This window comes from Geovibrio sp. ADMFC3, from assembly GCF_054687035.1.
This window is the reverse complement of the sequence record NZ_BAAFZG010000002.1, coordinates 1,398,508-1,418,389: the sequence shown is the minus strand read 5'-3', so window position 1 is coordinate 1,418,389 and position 19,882 is coordinate 1,398,508. Positions and strand designations below refer to the sequence as shown.

The 19,882-nt window shown below is 45.3% G+C and carries 19 protein-coding genes; 10 read left to right on the top strand and 9 right to left on the bottom strand.

Annotation, left to right across the window (positions count from 1 at the left end):
* Positions 1 to 140: 140 nt before the first annotated feature.
* Positions 141 to 563: a cytochrome c maturation protein CcmE gene (locus ACYRYY_RS07075; protein WP_460214908.1), complete on the bottom strand. Its 423-nt coding sequence runs from the start codon at positions 561 to 563 to the stop codon at positions 141 to 143.
* 218 nt (positions 564 to 781) lie between these two features.
* Between ACYRYY_RS07075 and ACYRYY_RS07070 the strand changes: the two genes are divergently transcribed.
* From ACYRYY_RS07070 to ruvA, 4 genes are all read left to right on the top strand, one after another.
* Complete coding sequence (locus ACYRYY_RS07070; RefSeq protein WP_460214907.1) at positions 782 to 1,522, top strand: cytochrome c biogenesis CcdA family protein; 741 nt, start codon at positions 782 to 784, stop codon at positions 1,520 to 1,522.
* A gap of 150 nt (positions 1,523 to 1,672) precedes the next feature.
* Positions 1,673 to 2,422: a YebC/PmpR family DNA-binding transcriptional regulator gene (locus ACYRYY_RS07065; protein WP_460214906.1), complete on the top strand. Its 750-nt coding sequence runs from the start codon at positions 1,673 to 1,675 to the stop codon at positions 2,420 to 2,422.
* Positions 2,423 to 2,911 carry a crossover junction endodeoxyribonuclease RuvC gene (gene ruvC, locus ACYRYY_RS07060; protein WP_460214905.1) on the top strand — a complete coding sequence of 163 codons (489 nt, stop codon included), beginning with the start codon at positions 2,423 to 2,425 and terminating at the stop codon, positions 2,909 to 2,911.
* Positions 2,908 to 3,480 carry a Holliday junction branch migration protein RuvA gene (gene ruvA / locus ACYRYY_RS07055; protein WP_460214904.1) on the top strand — a complete coding sequence of 191 codons (573 nt, stop codon included), beginning with the start codon at positions 2,908 to 2,910 and terminating at the stop codon, positions 3,478 to 3,480. Before ruvC ends, ruvA begins: the two co-directional genes overlap by 4 nt.
* A 53-nt stretch (positions 3,481 to 3,533) precedes the next feature.
* Here the strand turns inward: ruvA and ACYRYY_RS07050 are convergent, their stop codons facing one another.
* From ACYRYY_RS07050 to ACYRYY_RS07035, 4 genes are all read right to left on the bottom strand, one after another.
* A complete protein-coding gene (locus tag ACYRYY_RS07050) occupies positions 3,534 to 3,785 on the bottom strand; it encodes a hypothetical protein (RefSeq protein WP_460214903.1) in 252 nt (83 codons plus the stop codon).
* A 9-nt stretch (positions 3,786 to 3,794) separates the two neighbouring features.
* A complete protein-coding gene (locus ACYRYY_RS07045) occupies positions 3,795 to 5,906 on the bottom strand; it encodes an ATP-binding protein (RefSeq protein ID WP_460214902.1) in 2,112 nt (703 codons plus the stop codon).
* A gap of 105 nt (positions 5,907 to 6,011) precedes the next feature.
* A complete protein-coding gene (locus tag ACYRYY_RS07040) occupies positions 6,012 to 6,998 on the bottom strand; it encodes a YhdH/YhfP family quinone oxidoreductase (protein WP_460214901.1) in 987 nt (328 codons plus the stop codon).
* A gap of 17 nt (positions 6,999 to 7,015) precedes the next feature.
* The gene (locus tag ACYRYY_RS07035; protein WP_460214900.1) at positions 7,016 to 8,182 is read right to left on the bottom strand and encodes an iron-containing alcohol dehydrogenase; all 1,167 of its coding nucleotides are present in this window, start codon (positions 8,180 to 8,182) and stop codon (positions 7,016 to 7,018) included.
* Positions 8,183 to 8,302: 120 nt separating this feature from the next.
* On the opposite strand from ACYRYY_RS07035, the gene sppA reads away from it, so the two are divergent.
* From sppA to ACYRYY_RS07020, 3 genes are all read left to right on the top strand, one after another.
* The gene (gene sppA, locus ACYRYY_RS07030) at positions 8,303 to 9,160 is read left to right on the top strand and encodes a signal peptide peptidase SppA (RefSeq protein WP_460214899.1); all 858 of its coding nucleotides are present in this window, start codon (positions 8,303 to 8,305) and stop codon (positions 9,158 to 9,160) included.
* 118 nt (positions 9,161 to 9,278) lie between these two features.
* Positions 9,279 to 10,802 carry a YifB family Mg chelatase-like AAA ATPase gene (locus ACYRYY_RS07025; protein WP_460214898.1) on the top strand — a complete coding sequence of 508 codons (1,524 nt, stop codon included), beginning with the start codon at positions 9,279 to 9,281 and terminating at the stop codon, positions 10,800 to 10,802.
* A gap of 181 nt (positions 10,803 to 10,983) precedes the next feature.
* Positions 10,984 to 12,978: a PAS domain-containing sensor histidine kinase gene (locus tag ACYRYY_RS07020; protein ID WP_460214897.1), complete on the top strand. Its 1,995-nt coding sequence runs from the start codon at positions 10,984 to 10,986 to the stop codon at positions 12,976 to 12,978.
* Between the two features lie 5 nt (positions 12,979 to 12,983).
* Here the strand turns inward: ACYRYY_RS07020 and ACYRYY_RS07015 are convergent, their stop codons facing one another.
* From ACYRYY_RS07015 to kamA, 4 genes are all read right to left on the bottom strand, one after another.
* Entirely contained in the window at positions 12,984 to 13,331 is a 348-nt protein-coding gene (locus tag ACYRYY_RS07015; protein WP_460214896.1) for a response regulator, read from the bottom strand.
* Complete coding sequence (locus ACYRYY_RS07010) at positions 13,321 to 14,892, bottom strand: PAS domain-containing sensor histidine kinase (protein WP_460214895.1); 1,572 nt, start codon at positions 14,890 to 14,892, stop codon at positions 13,321 to 13,323. The genes ACYRYY_RS07015 and ACYRYY_RS07010 overlap by 11 nt, the downstream gene beginning before the upstream one ends.
* 102 nt (positions 14,893 to 14,994) lie before the next feature.
* Entirely contained in the window at positions 14,995 to 15,822 is an 828-nt protein-coding gene (gene ablB / locus ACYRYY_RS07005) for a putative beta-lysine N-acetyltransferase (RefSeq protein WP_460214894.1), read from the bottom strand.
* Positions 15,812 to 17,128, bottom strand: a complete 1,317-nt coding sequence (gene kamA / locus ACYRYY_RS07000) for a lysine 2,3-aminomutase (RefSeq protein WP_460214893.1) — start codon at positions 17,126 to 17,128, stop codon at positions 15,812 to 15,814. The genes ablB and kamA overlap by 11 nt, the downstream gene beginning before the upstream one ends.
* Before the next feature lie 203 nt (positions 17,129 to 17,331).
* On the opposite strand from kamA, the gene ACYRYY_RS06995 reads away from it, so the two are divergent.
* The 3 genes from ACYRYY_RS06995 (at position 17,332) to gpmI (ending at position 19,857) form a co-directional block, all read left to right on the top strand.
* Complete coding sequence (locus ACYRYY_RS06995) at positions 17,332 to 17,763, top strand: 23S rRNA (pseudouridine(1915)-N(3))-methyltransferase RlmH (RefSeq protein WP_460214892.1); 432 nt, start codon at positions 17,332 to 17,334, stop codon at positions 17,761 to 17,763.
* 12 nt (positions 17,764 to 17,775) lie between these two features.
* Entirely contained in the window at positions 17,776 to 18,141 is a 366-nt protein-coding gene (locus ACYRYY_RS06990; RefSeq protein WP_460214891.1) for a TraR/DksA family transcriptional regulator, read from the top strand.
* Between the two features lie 192 nt (positions 18,142 to 18,333).
* Complete coding sequence (gpmI, locus tag ACYRYY_RS06985) at positions 18,334 to 19,857, top strand: 2,3-bisphosphoglycerate-independent phosphoglycerate mutase (RefSeq protein WP_460214890.1); 1,524 nt, start codon at positions 18,334 to 18,336, stop codon at positions 19,855 to 19,857.
* Positions 19,858 to 19,882: the final 25 nt, after the last annotated feature.

The following is a 19,882-nucleotide window of genomic DNA, read 5'->3' as shown; positions in this document are numbered from 1 at the left end:
ACCTCGTGATTTTTAGATTTGCAAAACATCACCGCTGAGTATCTGCCCGTTTACGGACAGACCCCGCACACCGTAATAAACTTTGCATAGTATACTAAGTTGATATGGAATTGTATAAAAAGTTCTTTAAGGTATAAAAATTATCCTTTAGTTGTCTCTTCTTCTGCGTCAACCTCATATTTTGAGGGGCATTTTGTAAGAAGAGTTTTTGCAATAAACTTTTTATTTTCAATGTCGTAGTTGCCTTCGATGATGACATGGATTTCTTCTTTGAATGTGTCGGGAATAATGCCTTTGTAATCAACGGTCATCACTGCTCCGCCCTCTTCAACATCCATGATATCGAAAACAAGGTGCCTTTCTTTTGTGTTTTTTGTGATTGTGCCGGGGATAACTTCACCGCTCACGCGCATGCCCTTCTCATTAAGCTTTTCCGGGTTATGGAGAACTTCGCCCACAGTGAGGTAATACACCCCTTCTGATTTGAAGCCGCTGAAAAGCAGGAACGAAATGGCAATTACAATGACCGCAGTGGCAACGAGGAACTTAGTGTTTTTGTTCATTGGCTGACTCCGTAACGTCTTGACTTTGATTTTATAATGTACATAATCCGACAGTTGATCAAGGAAAAAGTTTAGTAAAAGATATTAAGAAACCTAAGATTTATAGGTATTTCAGTATCGTTTTAGCGTAATATCTGAATATAATATATATTTGCGGGGAACATTTAACAGCTCCGCCTGTCTTTACCAAAGTGAAAAATGAGTATAAGGTAGTGATTATGAATGAAATCGGATTTATTACAGCATTTACAGCAGGTGTTCTGTCTTTTCTTTCCCCGTGTGTTCTTCCTCTGCTTCCGGCTTATCTGTCTTTTATATCCGGTGAGACAATAGATACCCTCACCTCCGGTGAATCAAGAAAAGCAAGGGTTAAGGCTGTTCTCGGGGCGGTGTTTTTCGGACTTGGGTTTCTTCTGGTCTTCGTGGTTCTGGGTGCGAGTGCAACCGCAGTCGGTAAGGCTCTGGCGCAGCATAAGATAATGCTCGGACGCATTGCGGGCATCCTTATTATAATTCTCGGTCTGCATATGGCGGGCATTTTTCGTATAAACAAGCTTCTGGTGCAGAAAAAATGGAACTATCAGCGCAAGGCCGGCGCACCGTTTCTTATTCAGGCATTTTTTCTTGGCGTTGCTCTTGTTCTCGGCTGGTCCCCCTGTCTTGGTCCTGTGGTTGCGGCTATATTCGCCATGGCTTCCCAGCAGGAAACCGTGGGACAGGGAATAGGTCTCCTTGTTACATACGGGCTGGGTCTGTGGATTCCTTTTCTCCTTGCTGCCCTTGCTGTGGGGCATGTTATTTCCGGTATGAAAAGAGCTGGAAAGGTTGTCATGGTAGTTGAGAAAGTTTCGGGCGTACTGCTCATAATAATAGGTCTGCTTATGGCGACAAACAGCATGGTTATTCTCAGTGCATATCTTGTAAGGTGGTTTCCGTTTCTCGGCAGCATAAATTTTTAGCGCTTTCATTGCGATTTTGATCTTTTTTTGAAACTGCATTTATACTATACTATTCTGCTTTTTTTGCTTGCCCCTGCACCCTGTGGGGGCTATTTATGCAAAATACCCCTAAAGGTTTGATAAATATATTTTTCAAAGGAGTAAACCCGTATGGCAGGACATAGTAAGTGGGCGAATATTAAGCACAGAAAGGCGGCTCAGGACGCTAAAAAAGGGAAAGTCTTCACTAAGGTTGCCCGTGAGATCACAGTGGCAGCAAAAGAAGGGGGCGGAGATCCTGACATGAACCCCCGCCTCAGACTGGCTCTTGACAAGGCAAAAGCTGTAAACCTGCCTAAAGACAACGTTGAACGGGCAATCAAGAAAGGAACAGGCGAAGGCAACGAGGCCTCATACGAAGATGTGACATATGAAGGCTACGGTCCCGGCGGTGTTGCTATCCTTGTTAAAACTCTGACAGACAACAGGAACAGAACGGTTGCGGAAGTCCGCAGCACTCTCACTAAAAAAGGCGGCAGCATGGGTGAAGCCGGCTGCGTTGCATGGATATTTGAACAGAAAGGTCTGCTTGAGATCGCAAAAGACAAGGCGGATGAGGAAAAACTTCTGGAAGAAGCTCTGGAAGCCGGAGCAGAAGATGTTGTGGATGACGGCGATGTCTTCGCTGTTTACTGCGAGTATTCCGACTTCATGGATGTAAAGACTGCTCTTGAAGAGAAAGGCTATTCCTTTGAATTTGCAGAAATAACCATGAAACCTAAAAACAGTGTCCCCGTGAATGCTGAAGATCTCCGTAAGCTTATGAACATTACCGATTCTCTTGAGGATTTGGACGATGTTCAGGAGGTTTACTCTAACTTTGAGGCTGATGACGAAGTAATGTCTCAGCTTGAGGACTAGTTGTCCCGCATAGTAATGGGGATTGACCCCGGACTTAACTGCACAGGCATAGGTGTTGTGCGGGCATGGCCGGGGAAAGTGGAACATGTTTACCACGGCGTGATCCGCACTGACAGCAAAAAAACTCTCCCTGAACGCCTTGGTGTAATATGCGAAGGAATCAGAGGGGCTGTGGGTGAATATAAACCGGAGATATCTGCGGTTGAAGATATTTTCCAGTCAGTCAATATAAAAAGCGCAATGCTTCTGGGGCAGACAAGGGGGGCAATAATTGCCACCCTTCTTTCATGCGGCATGAGCGTTAATGAATACACCGCTTTGCAGGTGAAGAAGTCTGTTGTGGGCTACGGCAAGGCGGATAAAGAGCAGGTCAGGCATATGGTGGAGGTTCTCCTCGGCATGAAGATGGGCAAAAGCCCGCTTGATGCATCCGATGCCTTGGCTGTGGCAGTGTGTCTGGGACTTGAGATTACCGGGAGGCGGTTTTGATATACAGAGTTAAAGGCGAACTGCTTGAAAAGCACCCCGACTTTGCAGTGATAGATACAGGCGCCGTAGCTTTTAAAATAGGCATCTCCATGCAGAGCTTTGCTTCCTTGCCTGATATAGGGGAAGAGGCTTCCCTTTATACGCTGATGAATGTCCGTGAGGATGATATCAGCCTGTTCGGGTTTGTGACTCCTGAGGAAAAAAAGCTTTTTACCCTCCTGACATCAATAAGCAAAGTGGGACCCAAGATGGCGCTGGGCATTCTCTCCGGGCTTGATGTGAGGTCGTTTGAAAAAGCGGTGGTCTCGGGTGATGTGGTTAAGATTAAAGGAATCCCGGGGATCGGTCTGAAAACGGCGGAGAGGATAATCCTTGAGCTGAAAGATAAATTTGGTCTTGTTTTTAAAACAGAAACCCAGCCGGAAGAATCCTCAGAGGATGTGGTGAGTGCGCTGTGCAATCTTGGTTATTCCAGAAAAGATGCTGAGAACGCCGTCCGCATATCATTCTCTGCGGAAAGCTCATTTGAGGAAAATCTCAAAAAAGCGCTTTCACGCACTCTTTCCTGAAAAATGATATAAAAAAACCGGCACATTTTTCAGTGCCGGTCTTAACTCTTTTCTTACTCGACTTTTTCACCGGTTTCTGAATCGATAAGATGCAGATCGCCGTTTGTAATGCCGATGCCAACTTCAAGGCAGCTGTAAACGAATTCTTCAAAGCTCATGCCGTTAACTTCGCACGCCTGATTTATTTCGTCCATAAATTCTTTTTCCATGGCAAAAGCCATGCTCACCATACTCTCGTCATCAATTTCGTGGTCATGGTCGTGACCGCCGCAGCCGCCGCTTCCGCATCCGCATGTGTCGCTCATGTTGTCTCCTTATATGAATCCGGTAAAATTATCTATCGTTCCGGTTAATGAGTCAATATCGAACTCTTTTGCTTCTTTTGCAAGTTTTTCCGCCCAGTTTTTCAATTCTTTTATATTTTCTTTCTCCGCAAGGACAAGAGCCTCATCTGCGAAGCTTATCATATCGCTTATAACGAACCGTCTTGATATACTCTGCCATTTTCCGTAAAGCTCATCTCTGATTAATTTTTTTTGTTCATCAGTAAGAACTGAAACTTCCGCAGTGAGGGCAGGCTTCGGATTTTCTTTTACCGTGTATGTAAGAAAGACCTTGAGAGCATTGATAAGTTCTGATGAAACAATGGGTTTTTTCACATAGACCGAACAGCCGCAGGCAAATGCCTCGTCCATACGGTCATTTAAGACATCCGCCGAAACTGCAATTATGGGTATATTTTTTGTTTTGCCGCTGCTTTTCAGCATCTTAGCAGCAGTGTATCCGTCAGTATCGGGCATTTTCATATCCATCAGTATTACATCAGTGATAAATTCTTCTGCCTTGCTGAAAGCTTCACGTCCGTTCTGAGCTTCTACAAAAGTGAAGGGGTATTCTTTGAGCAGAAGACGGATAAGAAATCTGTTCTGGGGGCTGTCGTCAGCTATTAGTATTGTTGCAGGCTCGAAGATGACTGCTTCGTCTGCCGGCGTCTGTTTTTCAATTTTGCAGGAGATGGGAACATTGAGGAATCTGACTGTGAATACTGAACCTTTTCCTTTAGTGCTTGAAACAGTTACTGTTCCGTTCATTGCTTCAGTGAGTTTCTTTGTGATGGCAAGTCCGAGACCTGTTCCGCCGTATCTGGCGTGATCCTGCCCCTGCGGCTGTGTGAAGTTGTCAAATACTGTTTCAAGCTGATCTTCCTCTATTCCTATGCCGCTGTCTTCCACTGTGACAGTTAAAGAGCATGTGTCTTTATCTTCGTTTTTCATACTGCATGAAAGCCTTATAAAGCCTTTTTCCGTGAATTTGACAGCGTTGCCCACGAGGTTGAAAAGTATCTGACGCAGCCTTGTTCCGTCGAATAGAATTGCATTACGACACCCGGACGTTTCTGTCAGAAGTTCAACGCCTTTCTGACCTGCTGTGGCGGAAAAAATGTTTATAGTCTCTTCAAACACTGCGGCGATATTAAGGGGTGACGGGTTTATGTCTATTTTCCCTGATTCAACTTTTGACAGATCAAGCAGATCGTTTATGAGTTTCATCAATGTTTCGCCGCTGTCCTTGATTGCCTCAAGGAGCTTTGCATGCTCAGGTTCATTTATTTCCCTGCCGAGGATTTCGGCGAAACCGAGTATTATGTTCATGGGCGTGCGTATTTCGTGGCTTATGTTGGCGAGGAATTCGCTTTTTGCTCTGTTTGCCGTGTCTGCTGCTTCTTTTGCGGATTTTAGCTCTTCTGTTCTGCTGACTTTCAGCAGGTTGTCATGATATCTGGCAAAAAGTATGTTGAGGGATTCTGTGAGAACCCCAAGTTCATCCTTTGCGTGCCTGTCAGATACGTTGATGCTGTAAACTGACTGGCTTGAAGGATCCGCAACTGCGAGTCTGCCTGCAATTTTCTGAATCTCACGAACCAGTGTGAGATGAAACGAAACAGCGTAAAGCAATGAGAGAACAGCAGTAACGAGGAATGTTGATATTATCACTGTGCCGGCATGTGAGGCGAAGTCTTCTGATATGCTCTGGATATCGGGATAGATTTCCGCATAACCTGCGTAGTTCCAGTTCTTTCCATAAACCAGAGGGAAACGGAATATCGTTTTTCCTGTGTACATATTGCGTATTATTGAAATGGCAAAGCCTGAATCAACATCAGGTGCTTCGCTTTCGGCGAGTGCTTCGTTTTTATCATTTACCAGACGTGCTTTTTTGATTATCCCGACTTGTATCAGCCCGTCTGTTATGCTCTGGGCAAGGCTTTTATTTCCTGAAACAAGAGCATAGCCCGCCGTTTGGGACATCATAGAATTAATACGCCCAAGGCGGGCTTCCACATTCGTCTGTTCCTTTCTGAAATCCATCCATAGCAATAGGGCGCTGAGGAGAAGACCCAGAGTGAAGGCAATGAAAAAAGTCATTTTCGCCTGCTTGTAGGGCAGACTTCGGGTGAATTTAACTTTCATAGTCCATGATCAGGCAGAACAGTGAAATTATCAATATAAAAAAGTATCAGAATGATCTTATCAGAGCTTTATCACTGTCCTTCCCGCTGCTTTTCCTGCAAGCATCTGCTTAATTTTTTCATCAAGTCCGTTAAGCTCTGTTTCATGGCTGAGATCAGTCAGCATAGATGGCTTCCATATGCTTCCCAGCTTTTCCCATGCTCTGATACGTTTATCATTAGGGCATTCTACAGAGTCTATCCCTATCAGGCTGACGCCCCGCAGTATAAAAGGAAACACATTCAGCGGAAGATCAGGAGACATGGCAAGTCCGCAGCAGGACACCGCACCGCCGTATTTTACGGATTTAAGCATCGCCGTAAGGGCATTTCCGCCCAAAACATCCACGCCGCCGTCCCATATGGGCTTCATAAGTGGTTTTTCGCTTCCTGCTGTGAAATCGGAGGAAGGGATTATGCCTTCTGCTCCCAGCGATTTGAGAAAATCTGCCTGATCCGCCTTGCTTGTTACTGCAAAAGGGGTGAAACCCTCCGCCTTTAATATTGAGATCGCAATGCTTCCTACACCGCCTGTTGCTCCGGTGACTGCGATCTGACCGCTTTTCAGCCCCATGTGCAGGAGACCCTCCACGCAGAGTGCGGCTGTAAGACCCGCTGTTCCGAGGGACATAGCCTCTTTCATTGTTAAACCGGCAGGGAGAGGCAGAACCCATGCCGAAGGTATGCGGATATATTCTCCGTAACCGCCTGCTGTGTTCATGCCGAGGTCATGACCGGTGACAATGACCTTGTCGCCTTGTTTAAAGCTGCCGTCTGTGCATTCCGCAACCTCTCCGGCAGCGTCAATACCGGGAGTGTGCGGATATTTCTTTGTTACACCTTTATTTCCGGAGGCGGACAGAGCATCCTTATAGTTCAGTGATGAATAGCGCACACGGATAAGCACTTCCCCTGCGGGGAGATCGTCTGTGCTGCGTTCCGTGATCCTGCCTGAATATGTACCGTCTGAATTTTCAGATGTTACATAAGCCCTGAAAGATATGCTCATAACTGCCTCCTGTCTGATTAATAAGCCATTTTAAGAATGGCGAGTACGTCTTTTGATTTCAGTTTTTTAAATGTGCCTATTTCACCGAAACGGACAGCGCCTTCAGCCATTATTTGCAGAGATTCCTCCTCAACACCTGTTTCAGAAAGTTTTGAGGGCATGCCTATGGAGTTATAAAAAGATCTCAGACGGTCTATTCCTTCCAATGCTGCGGCTTTTTTATCGCTGCTTTCCGCAACGCCGAACACATTTACCGCAAGCTGGTAAAATTTATCTGCATTTGTGTCATCCATCACATATTTCATCCAGTTCGGAAAAAGAACGGCAAGCCCAGCCCCGTGGGATATATCAAATATTGCGCTGACTTCATGCTCTATGGCGTGGTTTGCCCAGTCACCTTCTTTTCCCAGAGAGAGAAGAGTGTTGAGGGCAAGGTTGCCAGCCCAGAGTATCTCTGCTCTGGCAGTGTAATCAGTGGGGTTTTCCATAACAACGGGAGCATATTTAAGGCAGGTTTTAAGGAGTGCTTCCGCCAGCCTGTCCTGCGTGAATGTATCAGCGGTGGATGAAAAATACTGCTCGAATATATGGCTCATTATATCTGCTATGCCCGCTGCTGTATGGAAAGGAGGCACAGAGTATGTGTATTCCGGATCAAGGATGGAAAACTTCGGCCAGAGAATAGGCGAATAAACAGGGAGCTTCTGCTTTGTCTCAACATTTGAGATAACGGCATTTCCGTTTGATTCGGAACCTGTTGCGGCGAGTGTAAGCACAGTGCCGATGGGCAGCGCCTTGCTGATTGCTGCTTTACGCAGGCAGAAGTCCCATGGGTCTCCGTCATAACTTACAGAACCGGCGATAACTTTTGCGCAGTCTATTACGCTTCCCCCTCCCACCGCAAGGATGAAGTCTATGTTTTCCTCTCTGCATATTTTAACCCCTTCACGTACGCTGGTTATTCTGGGGTTAGGTTCAATTCCGCCGAGTTCGGTGAAGTAAAGCCCTCTGTCTGCGAGTTTGTCTGTTATGGTCTGGAACAGCCCTTCTTTTTTTATTCTTTTACTGCCGTAGCAGATAAGAACCCTCTTGCCGCCGTATTTTTCTATTTGTCTTCCCAGAACCTTTATCTGATTTCTGCCGAAGAAGATTTTTGTGGGAATGTTCAGTGTGAAATTGTCCATTACATGTCCTCCGTTAATATAGTAAGGATAGCATTTATACGGATTGGTTCAAGCCCCTTGACAGCTAATTGGCTTTACTGCGCTCTTATATTCTGCTATTAATCCGTTAAAGAGGGACATATGAAAAGAAGTATAGGGAAAATAACAATAAAAATTATAATGATTCTTCTGATCCTCGGTCTTGTGGGCAGAGCAGTCTATGTTATCAGCGGTGCAGAGGGCGGACATCTTCCGGAAAACACTGTAGCTGAAATTTCTGTTTCAGGGATAATATATGATGCGGAAGAGACAATTAACACACTGAAAGAGCTTTCTGAAAATGACAGGGTGAAAGGTATAATCATAAGGGTAAACAGCCCCGGCGGAGTTATCACCCCCACAAAAGAGATTTTTGACTATATCCAGACGATAAATAAGCCCGTTTACGCCTCGATGGAGAGCGTTGCAGCGTCCGGCGGCTACTATGTTTCCGCCGCATGCGACCGCATATTTGCCATGCCGACCACAATCACGGGCAGCATAGGGGTAATAATGCAGCTTTCAAACTATGAGAAGCTGATGAACACCATAGGCATTAAAAACTTTGCCCTGAAAAGCGGCGAATTTAAGGATATAGGTTCTCCTGACAGAGAAATGACCGATGCCGAAAAGGAAATTCTGATGCAGACTGTTATGGATATGTATGAGCAGTTTGTTGAGGATATTCAGAAGCGCAGAAACATGGATGAAACGCTTCTTCGCTCTCAGGCTGACGGCAGGGTTTTTACCGGCAAGAGAGCCTTTGAGATGGGCTTTGTGGATAACCTCGGCAGCAGAAGAGACGCCTTTGAAGAGATGAAGAACGAGCTTAAGCTTGAAAATGTTGAGCTTAGAAGCTTTGATAAGAAAATTACCGTATGGGACAAACTGTTCGGCAGTTTTGAAGGTGTAAGCCTCGCAGGGGGCGCACACTTCATGTATCTTTATAAGGGGTACTGAAACTTTTTAAGTAAATCAGCTTTCGCAGGCGGGGGAAACCCCGCCTTTTCTTTTGGTCTTTACTATTGAACATCCCGTGTTTATTAGCATATACTCTTTGTAAATATGAGGAGGGGCGATGTTCTGCCGTATTTTTTCTGCTCACGTGGCGGGTATTGAGGGTGTTCTTATTGAGGTTGAGGTGGATACGGCAAATGTCGGTCTTCCGTCCTTCAGCATGGTGGGACTCGCTGAAACATCTGTCCGTGAAAGCAGGGACAGGGTGCGCTCCGCTCTGAAGAATATGGGGTTCTCCATATTCAATAAACCAATCACAATCAATTTTGCACCTGCCGATTTCCGTAAGGAGGGCACAGGCTTTGATCTGCCTGTTGCCATCGGGCTTTTGAAATCTTCGGGGCATATCGATGCAGATACAGACAAAACCCTTTTCATAGGTGAACTTTCTCTGGACGGCAGGCTGCGTCCTGTGAGCGGGGTTTTGTCCGTAACTTATGCTGCAAGGGAAAAAGGGTTTGAGAACATCATTCTCCCTGCTGAAAATGTGGCGGAAGCATCTCTGGTCAGCGGGATCAATATCGGCGGCGCAGCAAGTTTACAGGATGTTCTGGGCTGGCTCATGAATGAAGACGGCGTTGTTTTTAAAGAAGAAACCGCAGTAAGTCCGCCTGCCTACCGTGAACAGATGCACGATTTCAGGGATGTTAAAGGGCAGTTCACCGCACGCCGTGCAGCAGAGGTTGCAGCAGCGGGAATGCACAATATACTTATGATAGGACCGCCGGGAAGCGGAAAGACTATGATAGCCCGCAGGCTGCCCGGTATTCTTCCGCAGCTTGATATGGAAGAGGCGATAGAGACTCTCAAGATACATTCCGTTGCAGGGCTTGTGAAGAATATGGCAGATATAAGCTTCGAGCGTCCCTTTGTTTCTCCTCACCATACCAGCAGTTCTGTTTCCATAGTGGGCGGAACATCCAAAGCAAAGCCCGGGCAGGTGAGCATAGCCCACAACGGCATATTGTTTATGGATGAGTTTCTGGAGTTTAACCGGAGTGTGCTTGAGACTCTCCGCCAGCCAATGGAAGATAAAGAGGTTACGGTTGCCAGAGCCGACAGAACGGTGAAATACCCCGCATCATTCATGCTTGTTGCTGCGTGCAATCCTTGTCCGTGCGGATATTACGGCGACTCCAAGAGAGAATGTGTCTGCACGCCGTCTCAAGTTCAGAAATACCGTGCCCGTCTGTCCGGTCCTCTGTTGGACAGGATAGATATACACATGGAGGTCAATGCTGTGGACCTGAAGGAGCTTGCCGGTCTTGAGGACGGTGAAAGTTCCGAGACTATGAGAGAAAGAGTGATTAATGCTCATAGGGCTCAGAAAGTGCGTTTCAGCGGTGAAAAAATACTCCTTAATTCCCAGATGGGCGAAAAGCAGATAAAAAAATACTGCAGGCTTGACGGCAAAAGTATGAAACTTCTTGAAAACGCCTGTGACAAGTTCGGTTATTCCGCCAGAGCCTATTCAAAAATACTTAAGGTCGCCCGCACACTGGCAGACATGGAAAATGTGCAGGAGATTCTTCCTAAACATGTTCTGGAGGCACTTCACTACAGACTTCTGGATAGAGAAACCTAAGTTCCAACCGCAGTTTATACCTGACAAGCCTATTTAGTTGATATTGATTGTTATTATGGTAATTATTTTTAATAACGATTGATATGATTGTGTATATTTCCTGAAATATGATATTATGAATCATAATTAATTACTAGGGTTTAACTTGAAATCTGATAATGTTTCTATAAGTAAAAACGTTTTGTCTGAGTTATTTGAACGCTCCTTTGAAAAAGCGTCTGCACCCCTTCTCTGGCAGAACGAAAACGGTGACATATTGAAAGCAAATGAAGCTGCCTCTTCATATTTTGGCTATGCAAAAGAAGAAATGGCAGGGATGAATGCTGTGCGCCTATGTCCCGATCTTGATCCTGATGCACTTAAGACTGAATGGGATGAAATAATCCGCAGCGGAAGCCTTTCTCTCTGCTCACGTCATATATGCGCCGGCGGCGAAATAAAACATGCTGAAATAGTCAAAACACTTATAGAAGCCGGCGGAGAAAAAATTTCGCTGGTTGCAGTGGAGAATATAAGTCCTTTAAAACGTAAAACAGAAGAAGTTCAGTTCCTTTATGAAATTATGGATATGTCCAATGATGCAATATTTGTTGCCAAAGCTTCAGACGGCAGAATTATATATGCTAACGAAAAAACCTGTGTAAACCTCGGATACACCTCTGAAGAGATTAAGAAGCTTTCTGTAAACGATTTTCGTGTTGAGCCGGAGGAATGGGGAGATTTTTCTCCTTATCTGACCAGACTTTCAGCAGACAGTAACAGCCTTATTTACTGTGTCCACAGGCGAAAGGACGGAACTTTTCTGCCCGCTGAAGCCAGCCTTAAAACATTTGAGCGGGACAATGAAAAATATAATATATCCGTTGTGAGGGATATAAGTGAACGTCTGCGGTTTTTCGCTGAGACGGAAGAAAAGAATAAAACATTGAAAGAACTGAATGACAGGCTTGCCGCAGAAGTTGAAGACAGCGCCAAAAGACTACATTCGTCAGAAGAAAAATACGTCACTTATGTCAAAAATGCGCCCGATCCTATTTTCTTCACCGACCCGCAGGGCAGGTGCAAAGACGTAAACGGAGCAATGTGCCTGATTACCGGATATACAAGGGACGAGCTTCTTTCAATGAGGCTTATTGATCTGGCTGCGCCTGAAAACAGAGAAGAAGCAGAAAAAGCCTTTAATGAGATGCTGGCAAACGGATCAAAGAGTGCATCTCTTAAGTTTTCAAAAAAGAACGGCGAAAAGTTTTATATTTATCTTAATATCGCCGAAGTTGAAGGCGGAGTTTATATGGGCATCTGCAAGGATGTCACCCGCAGCGTTCTCCTTGAGGAGGCATTGAAAAAACTCAATGAGGAATTAGGGGAAAGAGTGCGGCATGAGGTGGCAATCAGGCAGAAACAGGAAGGATTTCTTTTTGAACAGAAAAAACTTGAGGATATGGGGCTTCTGATTAACGCCATAGCTCATCAGTGGCGCCAGCCTATAAACGCTCTGATCCTTTACATTCAGGATATTATGGATACTTACGAATCAGGCGAGCTTTCAGAAGAATATATCCGCACTTTTGAGACTGTCTGTAAGGATCTGGTTCTGCATATGTCAAAAACCATCGATGATTTCCGTACTTTTTTTGCACCTGATAAAACCAAGACGTGTTTTGACGTGGCATCTGAAATGATCAAGCTGATGAAACTGCTGCGTGTTCAGCTTTATGACAGAAAAATCAGTTACCGCATATACTGTGTTTGCTCCGACAATATTCACGACTGTACAGAGGAAACTTTGTGGGGTGACTGTCCGAATAAGAAGACTTCTGTTTCCGGTTATCTGGATGAGTTTAAGCAGGCAGTGCTGAATATAGTTTATAATGCCGTGGATGCCATTGAGGAAAACATGGCAAAGGGCAGTGTGCTGAAAGGATTTATCAGGATCGAGATAGAAAATACGTCTGATAATGTTCTGATACGCATAAAAGATAACGGCACAGGAATCAGCCCCGATAAGCTTCCCAAGGTTTTTGACCCTTACTATACCACAAAAGAGGAGGGCAAAGGCACGGGAATAGGGCTGTTTATGTCAAAAATGGTAATAGAAAAACACAACGGCGGCAGAATAACCGCAGAAAGCACTGAGGAAGGAGCCGTTTTTGAAATACTGATTCCTAAGTCCTAGGCTCACTATTTGCCAAGCTCATCAAGACACTTGAAAAATTCATCCCTGTCGATGGGCTTAAAAAGTTTTTTTACGCCCTGAACTCTGTCCGCTTCCTCTCTGTACGCTGTTGTTACAACGATTTTTGTATCAGGTTTTTCCTCCATTATCCTGTCAACAAGCTCAAAGCCGCTCATTTCGGGCATAGCAAGGTCTGTTATTACTATGTCCGGCTTATGCTCACGGAAAAGATCCAGAGCTTCTTTGCCGTTTCTTGCGGTGTAAACTTTTCTGAACTCTCTGGCGAGTATCATGGACATGACTTTACTCACCATAAGGTCATCTTCTGCGTAAAGAATTGTTTTATTCTTCATCACAGTTTCCCCCTTTAGGCAGAATTATGGCAAAGCAGGCGCCCTTTTCGCTGTTTGAGGCGGTGATTCTGCCTCCCATATGCTTTTCAATCAGCAGTTTTGTCATATATAGACCGATGCCGGTTCCTTTGCCCTCTTCTTTGGTTGTGAAGTAGGGTTCAAATATTTTAAGAAGATGTCCATCAGGTATGCCTGTTCCGTTATCTGTAACAGTTATTACGACAGAGCATCCTTCAGTGCCGATATTTATGCTGATTTCACCGTGTCTTTTGTCCGGTGCCGATTCTATGGCGTCAGCGGCATTGTATATTATATTGATTAGCGCCTGTCTGAACTCGCCTGCGTATCCGTAAACCTGTATTTCATCTTCAGAGTTGCTGTTTATACGTATGTCTATGTTCTTTGCGGCAAGCTGAACCTCAATGAGTCCTGCAAGCTCTGAAATCTCTCTGATTACGTTGTAGCGCACTTTCTTCTTATCAGGTGCGAAAAACAGGCGGAAGTCATCAATGGTGGATGATATGTGCTTTATTATACCCATACTGGTTTCAGAAAACAAATCCATGTAGGTATTATTCATCAGTCCTCTCTTCCAGCATTCATGCGCATCCTGTATATAAAGCCCCAGAGCATTAATCGGCTGACGCCACTGATGGGCAATGGCGTTGATCATTTGCCCCATGTCTGCCAGTTTTTTCTGTTCATGTATAATCTGTTCCTGTTTTCTTCGAGCTTCAACCTCAATTTTAACTTGCTCTTTGAGGCTTTCGTTCATTATTTTCAATTCGCTTTCAAGCTGGGCAGTGGCTGTGGCGTCCTGGCAGAAGCCTATAAATCTGTCTCGGGCGATTTTTATTACAGAAACACTCATAAAGAAACTTTCTCCGTTTTTTCGGATGAATTTCAGCGTTTCTGACATTATACCCTGTTCAAAAAGAGCTTCCTCCGCCTTGCGGGCGCTCTCTTCTGAGTCTGGAGCCCAAAGATCCATAACTGTCATCGAAAGAAGCTCGTCTTCGCTGTAACCTGTAATACGGCAGGCCTCTTTATTGATCTCGATAATATTCCCTGTGTGGCTGGTTATAAATATGCTGATGGGGGCATTGTTAACATAGGTGCGGTATTTGTTTTCGCTGTATTCCAGAGCCTGCTGTCTTTCCCGTTCTGCTATAGTTTTTTCAGTGATGTCATGAATTATGCTGAAGATAAAAGGTTTATTGCCAGACATAAATACTGATGAATGAAATTCAAGATAGTGCAGGCAGCCGGATTTATCTCTGTGGCATGTTCCGATTACGTCTTCTTTATTCTGAAGCACATGCTCTATCAGGTTTCTGGCGCGTTCCGGTTTTGAGGTTGTCAGATCCAGAATTCTTTTTTGGGTGAGTTCCCTGAGGCTGTAGCCGTAAAGACGGCATGCAGCTTCATTTGCATCGGTAATAAGTGTTGTCTCCGGATCAAAGGTAACCATGCAGGCTTTTGCATATCTGAAAATATGTTCATAATCAGACACAGTATTACTGTTCAGATCTGTCCGTTCGGAAAAATTCAATTGAGTCATAATTCAGTCCTTAATCTTGTGTATAAGCTAAATCATATATTTCCTGCGATTAAAATCAATAATAAAAAAGACTGAAAAAGGATAAAAAGAAAGCAGGGAGCGTCAGCTCCCTGAAAATTTATACCAGATGTTCATGGTTTCTGTTCCGCCGCAGATGTTTGTATTGTTTATCAGTCTGCCGCCGAAATTATATCCTCTTTTTGCAAAAGTTATATTCATGCCAAAGGAGAGAGAGCGGGCTATGGTGTAAAAAGTGCTTATGCCAAGCTTAGGCACTTCATCCTCCATTCTGGCGAGGAGTGCGCCAGCGTATCCCTTGCTTCTCACATCGGGCAGAGTGGCAAAGTCAGTCATTTCCGCCGCATTGATATGAGGATTCAGCTCCGCACTTGCCAGAGCGGTTATCTTCCCGTTTTCTCTTATGCCGAAGTATGCCACTGAATCCCGCATTGTTTTTCTTATGTAATCGGGATCGTGAATGGGAAAAGGGTAGGACTCAAATACTACCCTGTAAACCTCCGCCATTTCGTCAGCATCGGCAGGGGACATCCTCTCGCACATATCAAAGGGGACCTCCTGTGAAGGCTGATAGCTGAGTGCTTTCACAAGGATCTCTGATTGAAGCTTCTTCTCTTTCTCTTCACGTCGGGACGGGTCAGTGAATTTGGATAGGAACACCGCCTTCTCCCACGGAGCGTCTTTTAAAGGCAGCTCTGCTTCCGTTATGAAGCCTCTGTTCAGAAAAATATCTGTTTTGGTATCCGGCACTTTGGCAATTATTTTGGAGTAGCCGTTTTTTTCTGCCAGTTCCTCCGCTTTTGCTGCGGTTTCTTCTCCGCAGGTCTCAGGAAAAGAGAGTATATAAACCCTGTCACTGAATTTTCCGTGATGTACCGAAGCACCGTCCAGAGTTATTATCTCATCCGTCATCGTTGCGTCTCCTCAGCCTTTCAGTGTCTTCGGGAATCAGCGTTATCTGGTCATCATAGTCTGCCATGAGACGCTCTATCCCTATTGCAGAGGGGTTTTCCTCTCCCGTGACATTGAGGACAAGGTTGCATGTGTCGCATTTTCTGTCGCAGAACACAGGCTCGTATGAGTCAGGCTCTTTGTAAGAGCAAATAACCCCTTCATAGTTGCGGAGTATAACCTTATTGGTTGACCATGACACTACATAATTGGGGCTGACTGGTATTTTCCCGCCACCGCCGGGAGCATCGATGACGTAAACAGGAACGGCGAAACCGCTTGTATGTCCCCTGAGAGCTTCGATTATCTCTATACCTTTGCCCACTGGTGTACGGAAGTGGGAAAGACCTTCTGAAAGGTCGCACTGATAAAGGTAGTACGGGCGCACACGATTGCTCACCAGCTTCTGAACAAGCTTTTTCATTATGTACGGGCAGTCATTTACCCCTGCGAGGAGAACAGACTGATTGCCCAGTGGAACTCCGGCGGATGAAAGCTTTTTGAGGGCTGCCATAGATGAATCGGTGATCTCTCTCGGATGGTTGAAATGAGTGTTAAGCCACAGGTTAGGGTAACTTCCGAGGAGCTTTGCCAGATCGTCTGTTACTCTGTAAGGGAGAACAACGGGTATTCTGGTTCCTATTCTTATCACTTCCACATGCTCTATTGCGCTCAGTTCGTCCAGTATCCACTCTATAGCTGAATCCGTCAGCATGAGCGGGTCTCCGCCGGATATAAGCACATCTCTCACTTCGGGGGTCTTTCTGATGTATGCAAGCCCTTTTTCCAGGGTTTCTCTGCCGGGGATGAAATCCTTATCACCGACTTTACGTTTTCTTGTGCAGTGTCTGCAGTACATGGCGCACATGTTGCTTACATGAAAAAGAACCCTGTCCGGGTAACGGTGGGTTATGCACTCTGCCGGGCTGTCAACATCCTCGGACAAAGGGTCGCTCATTTCCCATGTTTCGGTTATGAGTTCGTTTACTGATGGAAATGCCTGTCTGAATACGGGGTCGTCGCGCCAGTTCTCTTTGTCTATAAGAGAGGCGTAATAGGGGGTTATTGCGATGGGAAACTTCTCAGCCGTCATTTCCAGATGCTTTCGCTCTTCCGGAGTGAAGCTGATTCCCAGCACCGCCTCAAAGGTTTTTATGTCCCTGATCGTTCGGCGGAGCTGCCAGTGCCAGTCTTTCCAGTCCTTCATGCACGAATCCGGCTGAATGCATTCGGCAATTGACTTCTGATTAGGTGTGTAAATACTCACTGTTGCCTCCTTTTTGTTACAATTATATATCATGTAGACATATTTTCAACATGAAATATAAACATATGTATGAGTTTTGCCCCTATAAATGGGCATAAAAAGCAGTTTAAGAGCATTTTAAGCTTATTTTAATGTTAAAAGTTCCTAAAATGTGCCGTTCTTGGTTGACAAACGGTTAGCCCTCTGATATTTCCGTTTAATTTATGAAACTAAAGATCGTAATGACCTCACGGATACGTGACAAAGCCGTAGAAGAACTGACATCGGAGTATGTGAAAAGAATAGGCGCATACGCTGACTGTTCGGTGGTTGAGGCTTTTTCCGCCAACAAATCAAAGCAGCTTCCTCTTCTGCTCAAGGCCGGAGAAGGGGCACTTGTGGGGATGGACCCTGCGGGAAAAACATTCACCAGCGAAAAATTTGCAGCATGGCTGGAAAAAAAGCTTGAAGAATATGGCGGAGTTACTTTCTTTATCGGCGAGGCAGACGGTCTGCACGAGGAGCTTAAAGCCCATTTACACGAAACTGTTTCGCTTTCTGCGATGACAATGGCGCACAGGATAAGCCTTGTCGTTCTGGCGGAGCAGCTCTACAGGGCATTAACTATAATAAAGGGTCATCCCTACCATAAATAGGAGGGTTAATGTATGATGGATGCTGAAAGGTTAAGCTACCATAGACAGAAACTGCTCGATATGAAAAAAGAGCTTATCGAGAAACTGAACGAAAAGTATAACGAAGCAATAAAGCTTGGTACTGAAGGGGTTCAGGATTCCGCTGACGAAGCTTACAACATCTACAACAAAAACCTCATGCTCGGTAAGGTCGAAACCGATGCGCTTAAACTCAGGCTGGTTGAGCAGGCTCTCCAGCGTATAGCAACCGGAACTTACGGCGTGTGCATAGAGTGCGAAGAGGAAATAGAGCAAAAAAGGCTCGAATATGTTCCCTTTGCAAGATACTGCACCGACTGCAAATCCGAACTGGAAAAAAAGGGTCTCATAAAAATGTAGCATAAATCCGGCATAGGCGGGAATTCCCGCTTTTGCCGGTGTTTTGTTTTATTTTCGGCTTCGTGAGGAGTCTTTTTCTGTTGCCGTTTTTCACCGCCTCTATTATCTTAACGCTTGCGCGACTGCATCGCGAGAATATGGTATTGTTAAATACAGTCAGTATCAATTCGCAGCGGATATAAAAGGTGTGTAATGGTTGATAAGCTTATATTACTGATACTTGACGGCTGGGGCTGCCGTGAAGATGAAAAGAACAACGCCGTTTTTGAGTCCCATCCTGCCAATTTTCTTAAACTCATAGACACATGCCCGCATACACTCCTAGACGCAAGCGAGGAAAGGGTCGGTCTGCCTGCCGGACAGATGGGTAATTCTGAAGTCGGTCACACAAACATAGGCGCAGGGCGCATAGTTTATCAGGATTTCCTGAAAATAAGCATGGATGTACGTTCCGGCGCCATTGAGGAAAACTCAAATATAAACACTTTTTTTGATGATGCCCGCAAAGGCTCCGGGAGGCTGCATTTCTTTGGTCTTCTCTCTGACGGCGGGGTTCACAGCCATATTGACCATCTTAAGGGTCTGATAATAATGGCGCAGAAGAAAGGAATCAAAGAAATTTTCATCCATGCCTTCATGGACGGCAGAGACACTCCTCCGAAAAGCGGCATTGAATATATCAAAGAGCTTGAAGCTTTCCTTCTTGAAAAACAGACAGGAAAGATTGCCACTGTCACTGGCAGGTATTATGCAATGGACAGAGATAAAAGATGGGAAAGAGTGGAAAAAGCCTACAATATCCTCCGTCTGGGTATCGGGCGCAGGGCGGAATCAGCCGCTCAGGCTGTGCTTGACTCCTACGCACATAACGAAACCGATGAATTTATACAGCCCGCAGTTATAGAAGGTGTTAACGGAAAGGTTAAGGACGGGGACTTTGTGTTCTTTTATAATTTCCGTGCGGACAGGGCAAGGGAACTCTGCCTTGCTTTTAATGACAGTAAATTTGGCGGTTTTGCCAGAAAAGACCATCCGCAGGTCAATTTTATGACACTGACAAGATATGAAAAAAACTACAGCTTCCCCGTGGCGTATCCGCCGGAGGAATTGAACGATATATTCGGCGAAGTCATAAGCGCTCAGGGTTTAAAACAGCTCCGCATAGCGGAAACAGAAAAGTACGCACATGTCACATATTTTTTTAACGGTGGGCGTGAAACTGTTTTTGAGGGTGAAGTGCGGGAGCTCATAGAATCCCCAAAGGATGTTCCTACTTATGATAAAAAACCTGAAATGAGCGTTTATAAGGTTGCGGAAAGGTTTAAGGAAGTCTTCCTCAAGGGCGGAATAGATGTTGCGGTGATGAACTTCGCAAACCCTGATATGGTAGGGCACACCGGAATAGAAGAGGCTGCCGTCAAGGCATGCCGTGCTGTGGATGAGTGCCTCGGTGAGGTTATCCGGATTGCGGGTGAAACAGGGGCTGTGCTTGCGGTAACTGCTGATCACGGCAACTGCGAGCAGATGTGGGACTATGAGAATGATCAGCCTCACACTGCACATACCTTGAATCCTGTACCGTTTATAGTTTATAATTATAAATGCAGGCTGAAAAGCGGCAGAGGCAAACTTGCAGACATTGCCCCTACGCTTCTTGATATACTGGGAATTAAACAGCCTGAGGCGATGACAGGTGAATCGCTTCTGGTGAAATAAGGCTTATAAAGGGAGCGGAGAACGG

Coding starts and splice junctions, on each gene's coding strand:
- ACYRYY_RS07075 (WP_460214908.1), bottom strand. CDS start 563: ATGAACAAAAACACTAAGTTCCTCGTTGCCACTGCGGTCATTGTAATT.
- ACYRYY_RS07070 (WP_460214907.1), top strand. CDS start 782: ATGAATGAAATCGGATTTATTACAGCATTTACAGCAGGTGTTCTGTCT.
- ACYRYY_RS07065 (WP_460214906.1), top strand. CDS start 1,673: ATGGCAGGACATAGTAAGTGGGCGAATATTAAGCACAGAAAGGCGGCT.
- ACYRYY_RS07050 (WP_460214903.1), bottom strand. CDS start 3,785: ATGAGCGACACATGCGGATGCGGAAGCGGCGGCTGCGGCGGTCACGAC.
- ACYRYY_RS07045 (WP_460214902.1), bottom strand. CDS start 5,906: ATGACTTTTTTCATTGCCTTCACTCTGGGTCTTCTCCTCAGCGCCCTA.
- ACYRYY_RS07040 (WP_460214901.1), bottom strand. CDS start 6,998: ATGAGCATATCTTTCAGGGCTTATGTAACATCTGAAAATTCAGACGGT.
- ACYRYY_RS07035 (WP_460214900.1), bottom strand. CDS start 8,182: ATGGACAATTTCACACTGAACATTCCCACAAAAATCTTCTTCGGCAGA.
- sppA (WP_460214899.1), top strand. CDS start 8,303: ATGAAAAGAAGTATAGGGAAAATAACAATAAAAATTATAATGATTCTT.
- ACYRYY_RS07025 (WP_460214898.1), top strand. CDS start 9,279: ATGTTCTGCCGTATTTTTTCTGCTCACGTGGCGGGTATTGAGGGTGTT.
- ACYRYY_RS07015 (WP_460214896.1), bottom strand. CDS start 13,331: ATGAAGAATAAAACAATTCTTTACGCAGAAGATGACCTTATGGTGAGT.
- ACYRYY_RS07010 (WP_460214895.1), bottom strand. CDS start 14,892: ATGACTCAATTGAATTTTTCCGAACGGACAGATCTGAACAGTAATACT.
- ablB (WP_460214894.1), bottom strand. CDS start 15,822: ATGACGGATGAGATAATAACTCTGGACGGTGCTTCGGTACATCACGGA.
- ACYRYY_RS06995 (WP_460214892.1), top strand. CDS start 17,332: ATGAAACTAAAGATCGTAATGACCTCACGGATACGTGACAAAGCCGTA.
- ACYRYY_RS06990 (WP_460214891.1), top strand. CDS start 17,776: ATGATGGATGCTGAAAGGTTAAGCTACCATAGACAGAAACTGCTCGAT.
- gpmI (WP_460214890.1), top strand. CDS start 18,334: ATGGTTGATAAGCTTATATTACTGATACTTGACGGCTGGGGCTGCCGT.